The sequence below is a fragment of the Lentzea sp. NPDC060358 genome (assembly GCF_042725365.1).
Taxonomy (GTDB): Bacteria; Actinomycetota; Actinomycetes; order Mycobacteriales; family Pseudonocardiaceae; genus Lentzea.
This window is the reverse complement of record NZ_JBHXCW010000088.1, coordinates 1-15942: the sequence shown is the minus strand read 5'-3', so window position 1 is coordinate 15942 and position 15942 is coordinate 1. Positions and strand designations below refer to the sequence as shown.

Annotated in this window: 16 protein-coding genes; 13 read left to right on the top strand and 3 right to left on the bottom strand. The window is 70.3% G+C overall.

The window, feature by feature from the left end:
- Positions 1-32: 32 nt before the first annotated feature.
- The 4 genes from ACFWGZ_RS20040 to ACFWGZ_RS20025 all read left to right on the top strand — a co-directional run bounded on the left by ACFWGZ_RS20040 (position 33) and on the right by ACFWGZ_RS20025 (position 3174).
- A complete protein-coding gene (locus ACFWGZ_RS20040; protein WP_382453041.1) occupies positions 33-572 on the top strand; it encodes a hypothetical protein in 540 nt (179 codons plus the stop codon).
- Positions 573-635: 63 nt separating this feature from the next.
- Positions 636-2318, top strand: coding sequence for a bifunctional metallophosphatase/5'-nucleotidase (locus ACFWGZ_RS20035; RefSeq protein WP_382453040.1), 1683 nt, complete (start codon positions 636-638; stop codon positions 2316-2318).
- Between the two features lie 75 nt (positions 2319-2393).
- Positions 2394-2849, top strand: a complete 456-nt coding sequence (locus ACFWGZ_RS20030; RefSeq protein WP_382453039.1) for a hypothetical protein — start codon at positions 2394-2396, stop codon at positions 2847-2849.
- 10 nt (positions 2850-2859) lie between these two features.
- Positions 2860-3174 carry a hypothetical protein gene (locus tag ACFWGZ_RS20025; RefSeq protein ID WP_382453038.1) on the top strand — a complete coding sequence of 105 codons (315 nt, stop codon included), beginning with the start codon at positions 2860-2862 and terminating at the stop codon, positions 3172-3174.
- Here the strand turns inward: ACFWGZ_RS20025 and ACFWGZ_RS20020 are convergent.
- Positions 3171-3659 carry an HAD domain-containing protein gene (locus tag ACFWGZ_RS20020; RefSeq protein ID WP_382453037.1) on the bottom strand — a complete coding sequence of 163 codons (489 nt, stop codon included), beginning with the start codon at positions 3657-3659 and terminating at the stop codon, positions 3171-3173. The genes ACFWGZ_RS20025 and ACFWGZ_RS20020 overlap by 4 nt on opposite strands.
- 77 nt (positions 3660-3736) lie before the next feature.
- On the opposite strand from ACFWGZ_RS20020, the gene mug reads away from it, so the two are divergent.
- A complete protein-coding gene (mug, locus tag ACFWGZ_RS20015) occupies positions 3737-4231 on the top strand; it encodes a G/U mismatch-specific DNA glycosylase (RefSeq protein ID WP_382453036.1) in 495 nt (164 codons plus the stop codon).
- A gap of 93 nt (positions 4232-4324) precedes the next feature.
- Complete coding sequence (locus tag ACFWGZ_RS20010; RefSeq protein ID WP_382453035.1) at positions 4325-7255, top strand: BTAD domain-containing putative transcriptional regulator; 2931 nt, start codon at positions 4325-4327, stop codon at positions 7253-7255.
- 6 nt (positions 7256-7261) lie between these two features.
- Here ACFWGZ_RS20010 and ACFWGZ_RS20005 read toward each other — a convergent pair whose 3' ends face one another.
- The gene (locus ACFWGZ_RS20005; RefSeq protein ID WP_382453034.1) at positions 7262-7813 is read right to left on the bottom strand and encodes an NlpC/P60 family protein; all 552 of its coding nucleotides are present in this window, start codon (positions 7811-7813) and stop codon (positions 7262-7264) included.
- A 153-nt stretch (positions 7814-7966) separates the two neighbouring features.
- Between ACFWGZ_RS20005 and ACFWGZ_RS20000 the strand changes: the two genes are divergently transcribed.
- The 6 genes from ACFWGZ_RS20000 (at position 7967) to ACFWGZ_RS19975 (ending at position 12749) form a co-directional block, all read left to right on the top strand.
- A protein-coding gene (locus ACFWGZ_RS20000; protein WP_382453053.1) for an IS5 family transposase occupies positions 7967-8766 on the top strand; the annotation gives its coding sequence in 2 pieces (ribosomal slippage) (positions 7967-8300 and positions 8300-8766; 801 coding nt in all).
- 84 nt (positions 8767-8850) lie between these two features.
- Positions 8851-9321: a hypothetical protein gene (locus ACFWGZ_RS19995; RefSeq protein WP_382453033.1), complete on the top strand. Its 471-nt coding sequence runs from the start codon at positions 8851-8853 to the stop codon at positions 9319-9321.
- A 44-nt stretch (positions 9322-9365) separates the two neighbouring features.
- On the top strand, positions 9366-10124 hold the full coding sequence (locus ACFWGZ_RS19990) for an LLM class flavin-dependent oxidoreductase (RefSeq protein ID WP_382453032.1): 759 nt from the start codon (positions 9366-9368) through the stop codon (positions 10122-10124).
- A 74-nt stretch (positions 10125-10198) separates the two neighbouring features.
- Positions 10199-10813: a DUF4041 domain-containing protein gene (locus ACFWGZ_RS19985; RefSeq protein WP_382453031.1), complete on the top strand. Its 615-nt coding sequence runs from the start codon at positions 10199-10201 to the stop codon at positions 10811-10813.
- A 21-nt stretch (positions 10814-10834) separates the two neighbouring features.
- A complete protein-coding gene (locus ACFWGZ_RS19980) occupies positions 10835-11281 on the top strand; it encodes an SRPBCC family protein (RefSeq protein WP_382453030.1) in 447 nt (148 codons plus the stop codon).
- 100 nt (positions 11282-11381) lie between these two features.
- Complete coding sequence (locus ACFWGZ_RS19975; protein ID WP_382453029.1) at positions 11382-12749, top strand: DUF4041 domain-containing protein; 1368 nt, start codon at positions 11382-11384, stop codon at positions 12747-12749.
- Here ACFWGZ_RS19975 and ACFWGZ_RS19970 read toward each other — a convergent pair.
- Complete coding sequence (locus ACFWGZ_RS19970) at positions 12743-14281, bottom strand: phytoene desaturase family protein (protein ID WP_382453028.1); 1539 nt, start codon at positions 14279-14281, stop codon at positions 12743-12745. The genes ACFWGZ_RS19975 and ACFWGZ_RS19970 overlap by 7 nt on opposite strands.
- Positions 14282-14670: 389 nt before the next feature.
- On the opposite strand from ACFWGZ_RS19970, the gene ACFWGZ_RS19965 reads away from it, so the two are divergent.
- On the top strand, positions 14671-15906 hold the full coding sequence (locus ACFWGZ_RS19965; protein WP_382453027.1) for an ABC transporter substrate-binding protein: 1236 nt from the start codon (positions 14671-14673) through the stop codon (positions 15904-15906).
- The last annotated feature ends 36 nt before the right edge of the window (positions 15907-15942 follow it).

Genomic DNA, 15942 nt, shown 5'->3' with positions numbered 1-15942 from the left:
TCGGCACAGGCAGCGCCGCCACGGTGGCTCTCATGACCGAGCAACAGTCCCCCGAGTGGGGCGCACCCCAGGCTCCAGGAGACCCCGCGGCCCGCCCGGCGTGGAGCGGCAGGAAGACGGTGGCGGCCGTGGCCATCGCCGTCGGCATCGCGGCCGCCGGCGGTGTCGCGATCTACGCGGCCAGCGGCACGAACCAGCAGACCGGCGCCGGCGGCATGGGCCCCGGAGGCATGGGCGGGCCGCCGAACGGCATGAACGGCATGGACGGCGGCATGCGCGGCGGTCTCGGGTTCGGCACGGCCACGCACGGCGAGTTCCAGAGCGGTGAGGTCACCGCCATCAGCGACACCTCGATCGAGGTGAAGTCCACCGACGGCTTCACGAAGACGTACGTGATCGACGCCGAGACCGTGGCCGAAGGTGTCGAGAAAGGCGACACCGTGACCGTGATCGCCACCACCGAGGACGGGAAGTCCGTCGCCTCCAGCGTGGTCGAGCCTGGTCAGCGCGGCCGGCAGGGCCAGAACGGCCAGCAGGGACAGCAGGGCAGGCCGTCTCCTCCGACCACGTAGCGGCGCCGCCGGTCAAGTGTGAGTGGTTATGGTCGGGATCGAACGGCCCGACCACGACCGGAGGTGAGCGGCCTGCGCACGTTCACGCTGACCGTGATGGGCACGACGGACCTGCACGGCAACCTCTTCAACTGGGACTACTACCGGGACCGCGAGTTCGACGACTTCGCGCACGACGACGTCGGGCTCGCGAAGATCTCCACGCTGGTCTCGCAGGTGCGTGCGGACGTCGGCCGTCAGCGGACGTTGCTGCTCGACGCGGGCGACACGATCCAGGGCACACCACTGGCGTACTACTACGCGCGCGTGGAACCGATCACGCGTGCGCACGTGCATCCCATGGCCGCGGCGATGAACGCCATCGGCTACACCGCCGCGGCGCTGGGCAACCACGAGTTCAACTACGGGCTGCCGGTGCTGCGGATGTTCGAGCGGCAGCTGGAGTTCCCGCTGCTGGCCGCGAACGCGCTCGACGTCCCGACCGGACTGCCCGCTTTCCAGCCGTACGTGGTGAAGACGGTGTGGCGGACCGGCGGGCCGCCGTTGCGCGTGGGGATCCTCGGGCTGACGAACCCCGGTATCGCCGTGTGGGACCGCGTCCACGTCGAGGGCGTGATGACGTTCCCCGGGCTCGTCGAGCAGGCGCTGCACTGGGTTCCGGAGATCCGGCGCAAGGCCGACCTCGTCATCGTGGTGGCGCACTCCGGCGCCGACCTGTCGTCGTCGCTCGGCGACCAGGTGCCGTTCCCGGAGAACTGCGCGGAGCTGGTGGCCGAGACGGTGCCGGGGATCGACGCGATCCTCGTCGGGCACGCGCACGTGGAGATCCCCGAGCGGTTCGTGGTGAACAAGGTGACCGGGCGGCGGGTGCTGCTGACCGAGCCGCTGTTCTGGGGCAAGCGGTTGTCGGTGCTGGAGTTCGACCTGCGCCACGCGTCGCGCTGGGAGCTGGACGGGGCGCGGTCCTCGGTGCTGACGACGGCGTCCGTCCCGGAAGACCCGCGGATCGTGCGGCTGCTGCGGCACGACCACGAGAAAGTCGTCTCGTACGTCAACGCGCGCATCGGGACGTGTGCGGCGCCGATGTCCGCCTCACGGTCCCGGTTCGAGGACACACCCGCGCTGCGGTTCATCAACCACGTGCAGGCGCTGGAGGTCGCGAAGTCGACGTCGCTGCCGGTGGTGTCGGTGTGCGCGCCCTTCAACCGGGCGGCGGCGATCCCCGGCGGCGAGGTGTCCATCCGGGACGTCGCCGGGCTCTACATCTTCGACAACACGCTGGTGGGCGTGCGGCTGACCGGCGCGCAGCTGCGCGACTTCCTGGAGGAGTCGGCGCGCTACTTCGCGCAGGTGTCCGGCCCCGGCCCGTTCACGGAGGCCGAGGTGTCCGCGGACGTGCCGGACTACAACTTCGACATCGCCTACGGGCTCACCGCCCCGCTGACGTACTCGATCGACATCTCCCGGCCCGCCGGATCGCGGATCACCGGCCTCTTCCACGACGGCGAGCCGGTCGCGGACGAGGCCGAGTTCGCCGTGGCCGTGAACAACTACCGGCAGGCGGGCGGCGGCGCCTTCCCGCACATCGCCTCCGCGCCCGTGCTGCACAACCAGCAGCAGGAGATCCGCCAGCTGCTGATCGACTGGGTCGAGAACGCGGGCGTGCTGGACCCCGCCGACTTCGTCGGGTCGGACTGGCGGCTCGTGTCGTCCGGCACACCCGTGGTCGTGACCTCGAACGAGTGAACTCTCCCGTGGTGTCCTGGGGCTTCAGCCGCAGCTGGTGGCACGCGCGAGGCCGGATGAGATAGGTCAAGGCGCGTGCAGTTGCCGCAACGCGTCCTGATCGGCGCCGTCGTCGTACCCGCGTTGCTCGCCGCGCTGGGCCTCGCGTCGCGTCCCGCGGAGGAGGCCGCACCGGGCCACCTGGTGCTGGCCGTGCGCGGGTCGGAGATCGTGCTGGCCGGCACCGCCGTGTCCGCCGTCGAACGGCAGTCGGTGGTCGACGAGGTGCGCACGCTGACCGCCGCGCACCGCATCACCGACATGATCACCCCGGACGCGGGCCAGCGCCTGCCCGTGCCGTCCGCCGCCGCGGCCGCGCTGCTGGGCGCCGTGCTCGACCAGGGCGTCACGGACTTCACCGGCGTCGTGCACCAGCGACGCCTCACCGCGTCGGCCCGCGTCGCGGACCCGGAACGCGCGGGCGCGCTGAGCGACGCCCTGCGCCGGGCGGTCCCCGGCCTGCGCGTCGACGAGGACTTCACTTCGGACTAGGAGCTGTGCGTTGTTCGGGTTCTTCTTCCAGATGTTCCTGCTGTGCGCGGGGGCGTTCCTCGCCGGCGTGGTGCTGACCTGGCTGACCATGCGCTCGCGCGAGACCTCGACCACCATCGTCTCCGCCCCGCTGTCGATCATGGAGGAGCCCGCCGTCCCCGCTCCCGCCATCAAGGCGAACTCGCGCACGATGATGTTCCACACGCCGGAGTCGCCGTACTACAAGCGGATGAAGGGCGACGCGTTCTTCCACTCGCCGGAGGACGCGCGGAGGGCGGGGTACACGATGTGGACGCCGCGGCCGCGGGTGCCGGCGGGGGCTTAGGTCCGCGTCCCGCGTGCCACCGCGGTCGTGGCCGAGGACCGGAGCCAGGTGTCGAGCGCGACGTAGTCGGCGTCGGTGAGCCCGAGCCTCGGATCGACCCGGTGCAGCAGCGCTCTGCCGTGGTGCTGGGCCACCCAGGCGCGGTCCGCCTCCCCGATCTCGTCGTCGACCCAGGCGAACGGCCTGCCGCCGGCGAGCGCGACCAGACCGCGGGTCTTCCAGTGCAGGCCGCGGCGCGCGTCGGCCTCCTCGGCCGCGGGATCGTCGGCCCAGTCCGCGATCCGCAGGTCCGGCAGCCCGAGCCGGGGCGCGATCTCGGCGTTGGCCTCGGCCATCCAGGTCGTGGCCCAGACCAGCTCGCACGGCAGGGCCGCGAGGCGCGGGCCGTGCGCCGGGTCGAGGCGGGCCAGGCCCGGTGCACCGGGGACACCGTCGCCGAACGGGAGCAGCGGCCCGTCCACGTCGAGGAACAGGACCGGTCCCACCGCACCCCTCCCACCGCGAAGCCCGCGCACACCGGCCACGACCAGCACGGTAGGCCCTACCTCGTAGGCTTGGCCAGATGATCGCCGACGTGCTCAAGCCCGGCCTGGACGTGCTCTTCTGCGGCATCAACCCCGGCCTCGTCTCCGAGACCACCGGGCACCACTTCGCCCGGCCGGGAAACCGGTTCTGGCCCACCCTGCATTTGTCCGGGTTCACGCCCCGGCAGTTCGCGCCGGCCGAGCAGGAACAGCTGCTTGAACTGGGGCTCGGCATCACCAACGTCGTCGCGCGGCCCAGCGCCAAAGCCGACGAATTAACAATTGACGAATTGCGGCAGGGCGGTGCGGAGCTCACCGAAAAAGTCGAGCGGTATTCACCGGGGGTTCTCGCCGTGCTCGGCGTGACGGTGTACCGGTCGGCCTTCGGTCGCAAGAAGGCGCAGGTCGGGCCCCAGGACGACACCGTCGGCGGGGCGCGGGTGTGGCTGCTGCCCAACCCGAGCGGGTTGAACGCGCACTACCAGCTGCCCGCGCTCGTCGAGGAGTTCGCGAAGCTCAAAGCGAGCCTGTGAAAACCAGGACAAAACTTCACATTCATCCGTGCTGAAAGTGCGACTGGACGCAAGTTCCCTGGTCTGGTTGTATCCAGCTCTGCGTCCATTGGAGTGCTCTTCTGGGGAAGTGGAACTGGTTCGTACCGGCCTGCGTCAGAATTTGGCAATGCCGTGCGAATCTTTGTGAATCTTCAACACTGGTGGGGGCACGCAGTGGAGGTCAGGATTCTCGGGCCGGTCGAGCCTTCGGTGCCGCCGAAGCCCGCGCAGATCCTAGCTGTCTTGGCCGTGGAGTGCGGGAAGATCGTGCCCGTCGACCGGCTCATCGATCTCGTCTGGGGTGAGGAGCCGCCGCCGCAGGCGCGCAAGTCGCTGCAGGTGCACATCTCCAGCCTGCGCAGGGCCGGGCTGCCGGTCGAGCACAGAGCGGCCGGGTACGTGCTCAACGCCGATCCCGGCGGTGTCGACCTGCACCTGTTCCGCAGGCTCGTGGCGCAGGCGCACGACGAGCCCGACCTCAGGGCCAAGGCCGACGCGCTCACCGGGGCGCTCGAGCTGTGGCGCGGCGCGCCCGCCGTGTTCGCGCAGACGCTCGACGTGCAGCGGCTCGCGGCCGCTGAGGCGCTGGTCGACGCCGAGCTCGCCCTCGGGCGGCACGCGGAGATCGTCGAGCGGCTCGGGATCTTCGTGGCCGAGTACCCGCTGGCCGAACGGCTGCGCGGCCAGCTCATGACCGCCCTCGCGCGGGCCGGGCGGCGGGCGGACGCCATGCGGGTCTTCCGGGAGACGCGCAAGGTGCTCGTCGACGAGCTCGGGGTCGAGCCCGGCGAACAGCTCCAGCAGCTCTACCGCGACGTGCTGGAGGGCGCGCGGGACAGCCGCCGCAACTACCTGCCGCGCGACGCGGGCGACTTCACGGGGCGCGACCGGGAGCTCGGGCGGCTGCTCGACGGCGACGGCGGCGTGTGGTGGATCGAGGGGCCCGCGGGTGTCGGCAAGTCGGCGCTGGCCGTGCACGCGGCGCACCGGCTCGCCGACCGGTACCCCGACGGGCAGCTGTTCGTCGACCTGCAGTCGCCGTCCGGCGCGCTGGACGCGTTGCTGCGGGCCATGGACGTGCCCAGCGAACGCATCCCCGAGTCCGCCGAGGAACGCGCGGCGCTGTGGCGGGCCACCGTCGGCGGGCGGCGCGTGGTGATCGTGCTGGACGGCGTCACGAGCGTGTCGCAGGTCCGGCCGCTGCTGCCGGGCAGTCCCGGCTGCCTCACGCTGATCACGAGCCGCAGCCGGCTGTGCGGGCTCGAAGGCGTGCACCGCGTCCCGCTCGACGTGCTGAGCGGCGACGAGGCCGTCACGCTGCTCAAGCGCATCCTGGGCGACGACCGGGTGTCCGACGAGCCCGACCAGGCGCGCGAGGTCGCGCGGCTCTGCGGCTACCTGCCGCTCGCGGTGCGCATCACCGGCGCGCGGCTCGCCGGGCGCGCGCACTGGCCGGTGTCCAAACTCCTCAAGCGCCTGTCCAGCGAACGCAGCCGGCTCGACGAGCTGGTCGCCGACGACCTCGCCGTGCGCTCCAGCCTGGAGCTGACCTACCGGGCGCTCGACGAGAACGTCCGCGGCGCCTACCGCGTCTTCGGCTTCCTCGGGCTGCCGGAGCTGCCGAGCTTCCTGTGGGCGCACCTGTTCGACGAGGACGTGCTCGACCAGCTCGTCGACGCGCGGCTGCTCGACGTCGTCGGCAGCGCCCGCTACCGGATGCACGAGCTGGTGCGGCTGCACGCCCGCGAGCTGGCCGAGGCCGAGGACCCGCAGCCCGAGCGGGACGACGTCGTGCGCAGGGCCGTGGTCGCCGCGCTGTCCACTGTGGACGGCCTGACCGAGCACCTCTTCCTCGCCGTGCCGCGGTTCCAGGACTCGATGGGCGTCGTGGTGACCGCGACGCGTCCCACCGACAAGGACGCCTGGTTCGCGCGCGAGGAGCCGATGCTCGTCAAGCTCGTCGAACGCGCGGCGGAGCTCGGCCTCGCGGAGATCGCGTCGCGGCTCGCGGAAGTGCTGGTGTTCGCCTGGTTCGGGCTCAGGAACCGGTACGAGGCCTGGGAACGAACACACACGGCGGCGCTGGAGGCCGTCTGGGAGACGGGCGACGTCAGGCTCGAAGCGGTGCTGCGGTGCAGCCTCGGGCAGATGCACTACAAGCGCGACAACCTGGTCGAGGCGCGGTCGTGGTTCGAGACGGCGCGGACGTTGTTCGTGAACATCGGCGACAAGCACGGCGAGGCCGTCGCGATGAACGGCGTCGGCATGGTCTGCCGCGAGCTCGGCGAGTACCCGTGCGCGCTGGAGGCGCTCGGCCGCGCCCGTGAGCTGCTCGAGTCGGACGACCCGGAGGGCGTCGCGCACGCGCTCTACGGAATCGGCTCCATCAAAAGGGATCTGGGCGACGACGACGGCGCGTTCGAGACGCTCGCGACCGCCGAGTCGGGCTACCGCGCGGCGCACAGCAGGCGGGGCGAGGCGCTCGCGGCCCGCGGGATCGGGCTCGTGCACCGCGCCCGCGGCGAGCTGGACCTCGCGGAGGAGCACATCCGGCGCGCCCACGAGATGGTCACCGGCACCGGCGACGACCTGCTCGGCTGCTACACCGCCCAGTCGTGGGCGAAGGTGTTGCTGCGCAAGGGGTTGCTCGACCCCGCGGAGGAGCTGATCCGGCAGGCGATGGACGGCTGCCGCGACGTGAACGACCGGTTCGGCGAGGCGCTCGTCCGCCGCACGCTGGGGGAGTGGCGGCTCGTGGCGGGCGACTACGCGGGTGCCCGCGTCGTGCTGACCGAGGCGATCGCGGCGTGGAACGACCTCGGCCTCCCGCTGTGGCGGGCGAGGACCCTGCGCGACCTGGGCGCGGTCCACGCCTGCCGGGGGGACGTGGCAGGCGCGGACCGCTGCTGGGACGAGGCCGCCGGGCTCTTCGCGCGACTGGGCACCAGGGAGTCGGGGGAGGTGCGCCAGTGGCACGCCCAGTGGGGCCTCGCGATCAGCTGACCTCGATCAGCCGCTGATCTTCTGGTACTTCCACGGCGCGTAACCGCCGCTCTTCAGCGACGAGACGGACACGGTCTCGTGGTCCATGTCGGTCGCGGTGCTGCCCTCCTCGTAGATCCACGCGGAGGTCTTGGCGCTGTTCGCCCACTTCTCGAACAGCTTGACGTGGCCGTTGCGCAGGATCATGTCGCCCGGCTTGAGGCTCGCCCAGGAGATCTTGGTGGCGACCTCGTCCAGGTTGCGCGTGGTGCGGCTCGTGGTGAGCTTCCACGTCATGGACACGAAGCCGGAGCAGTCCGTCCGGTACTTCTTGCCCTTGCCGACGTCCCAGGCGTAGGCGGACTGGCTGTAGGGGATCTTGCGGTCCCACCAGTCCTTGGCCCGCTTGATCACCTCGGTGCGGGTGATCGTGCCGCCGTACCCGGCCGCCGCCTGGACCTGCGAGACGCCGACCTCCTGCTCGGCGGCGCCCTCCGGTGAGGCCTGGGCGATGCCGCTCAGACCTCCCAGCAGCCCCAGCGAGATCGCGGTCGCCGCGACGGCGTGGCGAATGCGCATTGTTGCTCCGATCGACTTGCAGCTGGTGACGACCGGAACTGTCCACTGAGGCGCCAAAGAACGGCCTAAGAACTCCTAACAGAATGATCTTGGAATGCTGATGATCATCGGCGTGTTGACCTCGGCGTGAGGAAGGGTGAGCAGCTTCCGTGGATCGTGTCCGACGAGTTGTGGGCGCGGATCGAGCCGCTGCTTCCGGTAGTGCCACGTCGCGCCGACCATCCGGGACGCAAGCGGCTGGACGACCGCAAAGTGCTGTGCGGCATCCTGTTCGTGCTCTACACCGGCATTCCGTGGGAGTTCCTGCCCCAGGAACTCGGCTTCGGCTCGGGGATGACCGCGTGGCGGAGGCTGCGGGACTGGCACCAAGCCGGAGTCTGGCAGCGACTGCACGAGAACCTGCTCGCCGAGCTCAACGCTGCGCACGCACTGGACTGGTCGCGGGCGGTGATCGACGGCTCGCACGTGCGCGCCCTCAAAGGCGGCCCAAAACCGGGCCGAGCCCGGTCGACCGCGCCAGAACGGGCTCGAAGCACCACCTGATCACCGAGGGGCACGGCATCCCGCTGGCCGTGTCCCTGACCGGCGGGAACCGCAACGACGTCACCCAGCTGATGCCGCTGATCGACATGGTTCCGCCGGTGCGCGGCAAACGCGGCCGGCCACGCTTCCGTCCCGACGCGCTGTACGCCGACCGCGGCTACGACCACGACAAGTACCGCGACCTGGTGCGCGCAAAGGGCATCAGGCCGGTGATCGCCCGCCGCGGCAACGAGCACGGCTCCGGCCTGGGCATCTACCGGTGGGTGGTTGAGCAGACCTTTGCGTTACTGCACTGGTTCCGCCGCCTGCGGATCCGCTGGGAGATCCGCGACGACATCCACGAAGCCTTCCTCAGCCTGGCCTGCGGCATCATCTGCTGGCGCCGACTCCGCAACCTCTCATTGAGTTAGGAGTTCTAAGGACGATTTAGGCGTCTCTTTACCGGCTCTCCCTAGCTTTCGCGGCACCTTGTTCGGTCTGTGAGGAGAGAGCACATGTTCGTTCGCACGGTCGCAGCCGTGATCGCGATGTTCGCCGCTCTGCTGATGGGCGCGTCCGTCGCGTCGGCGGCGCCGGCCAAGTACACCCACTCGCAGGCGACCGCGCAGCTCAGCGCGGCCGGCATCGGGTGGGACTCGAGCGGGAACTGCAGCAACCGCAACCAGTCCAACTGCACGTCGTTCGACCAGATCAACCAGACGACCATCGCCGGCGCCAAGACGCTGAAGAGCGCGTCGGGCTGTTCGCTGACCATCACCGGCGGGACGGAGACCGGCCACGCGTCGGGCACCTACTCGCACTGGAACGGCTACAAGGTGGACTTCCGCCTGAACAGCTGCCTCACGAACTACGTCAAGAGCAAGTTCTCGTCCATCGGCGGCAACAAGTGGAAGTCGAACGCGGGGAACGTCTACTACCTCGAGTCGAACCACTGGGACGTCACCTACCACAGCTGCGGCTGCTGAGAACCTGTTGCTGAACCGGGGGCGGGGCCGGTAGTAGTTGTCGGGTGACCACACTCGGCGCCGTCTACCGGCCCCAGCTCCCGCCCGAGAACCTGCGTTCCGTCGTCCTGGCGGCCGAGGAGTCCGGTGTGGACTCGTTGTGGCTGTGGGAGGACTGCTTCCTGGAGAGCGGCATCGCCGCCGCGTCCGCCGCACTGGCCTGGACCTCGCGGATGAAGGTCGGCGTGGGACTGCTGCCGGTGCCGCTGCGCAACGTCGCGCTGACCGCGATGGAGGCCGCGACGCTCGACCGCCTGTTCCCCGGCCGCGTCACGATCGGCATCGGGCACGGCGTGCAGGACTGGATGGGCCAGGTCGGCGCGCGGGTGGCGTCGCCGCTGACGTTGCTGCGCGAGTACACGACCGCGCTGAAGGCCCTCCTGGCCGGCGAACGGGTCACCTCGCAGGGCCGTTACGTGCAGCTCGACGGCGTCGCGCTGGACTGGCCGCCCGCCGCGCCCATGCCCGTCTACCTCGGCGGCCTCGGCATGAAGACCCTCGACCTCGCCGGTGAGGTCGGCGACGGCACGATCCTCGACGCGTCGGCCGACCTGGAGCGGGTCAGGACCATCAGGGCGTCCCGCGAGCACCCCCTCGTCGTCTACGTCGAGACCGACTCGCGCGACCGCGCGTTCGTGACGGACCTGGTCGCGCGGGTGGCCGAGGCGGGCGCGACCAGCGTGGTCCTGCAGCAGTCCGCCACGAGCGAGGACCCGGAAGGATTCGTTCGCTTCGTGGGATCACTCGATGGAGTGAGCGCCTAGCGCGGTGGTTAACGGCGGATTCCCCCGAGCGATGGAACGGGCATCGATCCTGTCACCGCTTTGGGGAGGTACGCGTGCTCGGTCGCAAGAACCGCCGGATCGCTGAGCTGGAGCGGGCCGTGGAGGGCCTGCAGTCGCTCCTCTCCCGCTCCGGCGAGGCCCGCACGGAGGTGCTCGGCGAGGTCGCCACGGCGGGCGCGGAACTCGCCGCGCTGCGGCACCGCATCGAGACCGCGCGGGCCGAGCTGACGCCGTTGAAGGAGGAGCTCGTGCTGCACCGCGCGGGCGTCTTCCGCACCGGCGAGGCCGTCGACCACCAGGCGCAGCTCGACCTGATCCACGGCGAGATGAAGACGCTGATCAAGACCGGTGCCGCCGTCGAGGGCGGCGGCCAGGTCACCTGCAACGGCTCCGACGCGACCGGCCGCAGACTCGTCGAGGACTGGTCGGCGCTCATGCTGCGCTCCTACAACGGCGAGGCCGAGAACTGCCTGCGCATGCTGCGCGCGGGCGGCCTGGACGCGGCCCGCCGCCGCCTCGACCGCGCGGCGTCGGCGATCGCACGCCTCAGCGGCACGTTCGCCCTGCGCATCTCACCCCGCTACCAGGCCCTGCGGGCCTACGAGCTGGAACTCACCGCCGACCACCTGCAGCGCAAGGCGGACGGCCGCCGCCGGATTGCGTCCTGATCCAGCGGGTACCACTGGGGCGTGGCTGAGGTTTCCCTGGAGATAGACGCCCCGATCGACGCCGTGTGGGCCGTGCTCGCCGACGGTTGGTCCTACGCGGGCTGGGTGGTGGGCGCGTCGCACATCCGCGACGTCGACACCGGCTGGCCGGCACCGGGCAGGCGGATCCACCACAGCGTGGGCCCGTGGCCGATGACCATCGAGGACACGACCGAGGTGGTCCGCTGCGAGCCGAACAGGCTCCTCGAACTGGACGCCCGGCTGTGGCCGGTGGGTGCCGCCCGGATCACGTTCACGCTGACGGCGCGGTCGGAGTCGCTGACCGAGGTGCGGATGGGGGAGCGGGCCGTGCGCGGTCCGACGACGCTGATGCCCAACGCCGTGCAGGACGCGATGCTGGTGCCGCGCAACCGGGAGACCTTGCAGCGGCTGAGGGCTTTGGCGAAGGGCCGTCTGTCCACACCGTGACGCATTCCCCCGTTCGGGTGTGTTCTTCCGGATGGCCTAACGGGCGGAAGCTGCCCCGCGATGACGCCGGTACGAGTCGTCACGCCAGGGGAGCGGCCACATGTTCGGCAGCAAGCAGAAGAAGATCGTGTCGCTGGAACAGGTGGCAGGCGGGTTGCACGCGGAGGTCGGCCGGCTGACGGCGCACCTGCACTCGCTCGGGGGGATGGACCACCTGCAGATCCGGCAGGAGGTCGACCGCATGCGCGCGGAACTGGCCGGCCTGCAGCAGACCCACGCCGCGGAACGGCAGGCGCACCAGAACGCGCTGGCCGCGGAGAAGCAGGCGCACGACGGGACCCTGGCGGCCGAGCGGCGAGCGCAGGAGGACGCTCTCTCGTTGCAGAGGAAGGGTTTCGAGCAGGGCCTGGCCCAGTTGCGGGAGGAGCTGGCGGTCGCGCAGCGGACGCTGGTCCCGTTCACCGACGAGCTGCTGTTCCAGGACGCCGGGGTCTTCCGCTACCACCACCCGCTGGAGAACTCCGAGGCGTACAAGCGCGAGCTCGACCGCGTCCAGGACGCCATGAAGAAGATGATCAAGGACAAGACGGCGGTCGTGGGCAGCAGCAGGTTCAGCTACAACGGCTCCGACCGCGAAGGCGCCAAGATGGTCGCCGACTGGTGCAAGCTCATGCTGCGCTCGTACAACACCGAAGCCGAGAACAGCCTGCGGGTGATGAAGGCCGGCTCCGTCGACGCGGCCAAGAAACGGCTGCTGCGCGCCGCCGAGGCCATCGAGAAGCTTGGCAAGATGGTCAGCATCCAGATCGACGACCGCTACGAGAAGCTGCGCATGCGCGAGCTGGAGCTGACCGCCGACTACCTGCAGAAGAAGCAGGAGGAGAAGGAGAGCGAACGCGCCGAACGCGAGCGGTTGCGCGAGGAGGCCAAGGCGCAGGCCGAGTTCCGCCGCGAGCTCGAGAAGCTCGACAAGGAGCGCAAGCACCTCGAGAACGTCCGCAAGGCGTTGCTGGACAAGGGAGAGCTCGAGGCGGCGCGGGAGCTCGAGGCCGAGCTGGAGCAGGTGGTCGCGAGCATCGACGGCGTGCACCAGCGGGAAGCCAACATCCGCGCCGGCTACGTGTACGTGATCAGCAACCTCGGCGCGTTCGGGCCGAAGATGGTCAAGATCGGCATGACGCGGCGCCTGCACCCGGAGGAGCGCGTGCTCGAGCTCGGGGACGCGTCCGTGCCGTTCCGGTACGACACGCACATCCTCTACTACTCGCACGACGCCGTCTCACTGGAGACGGCGTTGCACCGCGAGCTCTCCGACCGGCGGGTCAACCAGGTCAACATGCGCCGCGAGTTCTTCTACGCCACCCCGGAGGAGGTGCGCGAGCTCCTCAAGAAGCACGCCGGCCAGGTGCTCGAGTACGTGCTCGAGCCCGAGGCGGCCGAGTTCCGGCAGAGCGCGCCCGTTCAGTAGATCGCCCGGTGCGCTCCCTGGATCAGCGCCCGGTACAGCTCGCCCGCCGCGCCCCACCGCGCGAGTGCCGCCCGTGCCGCGTTCGCGCCCGCCGCGCCGTGCACGCCGCCGCCCGGCCAGGCCGACGAGCCCGTCAGGTACAGGCGGTCGAACGGCGTGTCGGCGCGGCCCAGGCCCGGCACCGGGCGGAAGACGAGCTGCTGGTGGATGGCCGACGTGCCGCCGTTGACCGAGCCGATCTCGTCCGGGCCCAGCACCGAGCGGCCGAGGATCTTCGAGCGGAAGCCCGGGGCGCGTTCCTCGATCATCAGTTCCAGGCGGTCGGCCCTGCGCTTCAGGCGCTCCGGGGTCCAGGCGCCGCCCAGCGGCACGTGGGTGTACGCCCACGCGGCCTCGGTGCCGGCGGGGGACCGGGTCGGGTCGGTCGTCGTCATCTGGCCCATCAGGATGAACGGAGTGCGCGGCACCTTGCCGCACGCCAGCTCGTGGGCCGTGGTGGCCAGGCCGTTCACGTCGCCGCCGAGGTGGACGGTGCCCGCCTGCGCCGCCTCCGGGTTCGTCCACGGGATCGGGCCGGACAGCGCCCAGTCCACCTTGATCGTGTCGGAGTCCCACTGGAAACGGCGCAGGTCCTCGGCGAGCTTCGGCGGGAGCGCGTCGGCGCCGATCATGTCGAGGTAGAGCCTCGGTGCGGGGACGTCGGCCAGGACAGCACGTCGTGCGCGCACGACGGAGCCATCGGACAGACGCACGCCCACGGCCACACCGCGCGCGTGCAGCACACCGGTGACCTTCGCGCCCGTCTGGAGGCGTCCGCCGAAACGGCGCACCAGCGACGCCGTCAGTTCACCCGCGCCGCCGCGGGGGACCGGGTTGCCGACGTCCTGGGCGAGCATGGCGAGCAGCCAGCCGAAGCCCGCGCCACCGGCCTGGTCCGGGCCCAGGTCCGTGTGCATCGTGTTGCCCGCCAACAACACACGGGCGCCCTCGCCCTCGAACAGTTCCTCGCCCAGACGGCGCACGGGAAGCGTCAACGTGCGTGCGAGGCGCAGTGCGTCCCCTACGCCCGCGGACCGCAGCAGTGACAAAGCACCGCGCACGGGTGGGAAGGGACGCATCAGCGAGTCGAGCACCGCGTCGCGGATGCTCATCCACCGCGCGTGTTCTGCCTGCCAACGTTCAGCGTCCACGTGTGCGAACGCGCCGACCGACTTCGACGTCACTTCGACGTCACGAGAGAGAAGCGCCACGCGGTCGTCTGGCAGCACGTGAGCGAGCACGGCCGGTGCGTGTTGCCACTGCACGTCGAGGTTCAACGCGCCGATGACCGGCGATCCGAGCCCGAGGGGGTAGAACGCGCTGTAGAGGTCGTTCGTGAAGCCAGGCGCGGTGGTTTCGGCCGACGCGACGGCGCCGCCGGGGGTGTCGCGCTGCTCCAGCACCAGCACGTCCCAGCCGGCGTCGGCCAGCAGGGTCGCGGCGACCAGGCCGTTCGGGCCGGAGCCGATGACGACAGCGTCGACCTCGTTCACGCACGTACTCCCATCGCCGTGACGACGTCGCGCAGCACAGCGCGCGCGTCGTTCCCACGCCACCATTCCAGATGCTGTTGTGCCCGTGTCATGCGCACGAGCAGCGCCCTTCCGGCCAGGTGGACCCGCTCGGGTCTCCACCACTTCCGCCGCGCGCTCCGAGCGTGATCACGTCATCAGCCATGCGCCCCGGATACCCGAAATGTGAGCGGCAACGCCGTATCTCATTTCGTTCGGCACCGAAGAGCTAGCACACTCCGTAGTGCGGCGGTAGTCACATGAACCTTCCGGATCTGTGTTCCGTAGCACATAAGGGGCCTCTGCGAGAGCCGCCGCCCGATACTGAGCTACCGCTTAGTATGTGACGATCACTCGGACAAGGACCCTGCATGCCCTTCCGCCGTGTACTGCCCACCGCCTTGGCGCTCGCCGTCCTCGTGGCCGGTTGTGGCGCTGAGGAAGACGAGAAAGCCCAGGTCAAAACCGGGCCGGGCGTTACCGACGACACGATCTCGCTCGGCATCCTGTCCGACATGACAGGGCCGTTCAAAGCCTCCGCGCTGACCAGGATCAAGGGCTATGAGCTGTACCTGAAGCAGGTCAACGACCGCGGCGGCATCTGCGGCCGCCGGATCGAGCTCAAGCAGAAGGACCACGCCTACGACGTGCAGAAGGCGCTCGACGGCTACTTCGACCTGGAACCCCAGGTGCTGGGCCTGCTCGAGCTCGCGGGCACCCCGATGACCACCGCGATCGAGCCGGACATCATGCAGACGCGCACGCTCACGGCGCCTGCGTCCTGGGCGGCGTCGCTGCTCGGCAACCCGCACATGATGATCGTGGGAACGACCTACGACCTCGACGTCATCAACGGCCTCGACTACTACAAGCGCAAGGGCGTGATCGAGGAGGGCGACACGGTCGGTCACGTGTTCGTCCAGGGCTCCTACGGCGACAACGCCGTCGAGGGCAGCCGGTTCGTCGGCCAGCAGTGGAACATGAAGGTCGCCGAGCAGCCCATCGGCGAGACCACCGCCGACCTCTCGCAGCAGGTCGCGGCCCTGAAAGCGGCCGGCGCGAAGGCCGTCGTGCTGAGCACCACCCCCGCCCAGACCGCGGCGGCCGTCGGCGTCGCGGCGGCGATGAAGTGGGAGGTGCCGTTCATGGTCAACGTGGTCGGCTTCGACACCGCGATCCTCGACTCGCCGGTCGGCGCGGCCGTGGAGAAGCAGGTGTCGGTGGTGACGTCGGTGGCGCCGTTCACCGGCGGCAAGCCCGGTCCGCGCGAAGTGGCGGCGGCCTTCACCCGGTACTACCCGGGCGACAAGCCGGCGATCTACGTCGACCACGGCTACACCGTCGCGAAGGTGTTCCTCGCGGTCATCGAGAAGGCCTGCCAGGAGGGCGACCTCACGCGCGACGGCGTGCTGAAGGCCTTCCAGGACATCAACGGCCTGGAGACCCAGGGGCTGACCGGCCCGCTGCGGTACTCGCTGGTCGGACGGCCGTCGGCGACGCAGTCGTACATCACCAAGGTCGACCGCAAGGCGCCCGGTGGTCTCACGACCGTGGAGGAGCTGTTCGAGTCCGAACTGGTCAAGGCCAAGGGCACGCGCGCCAGGTGAGCGCGGACACCAGATGAGCGACGGCCCCTCCCGCAC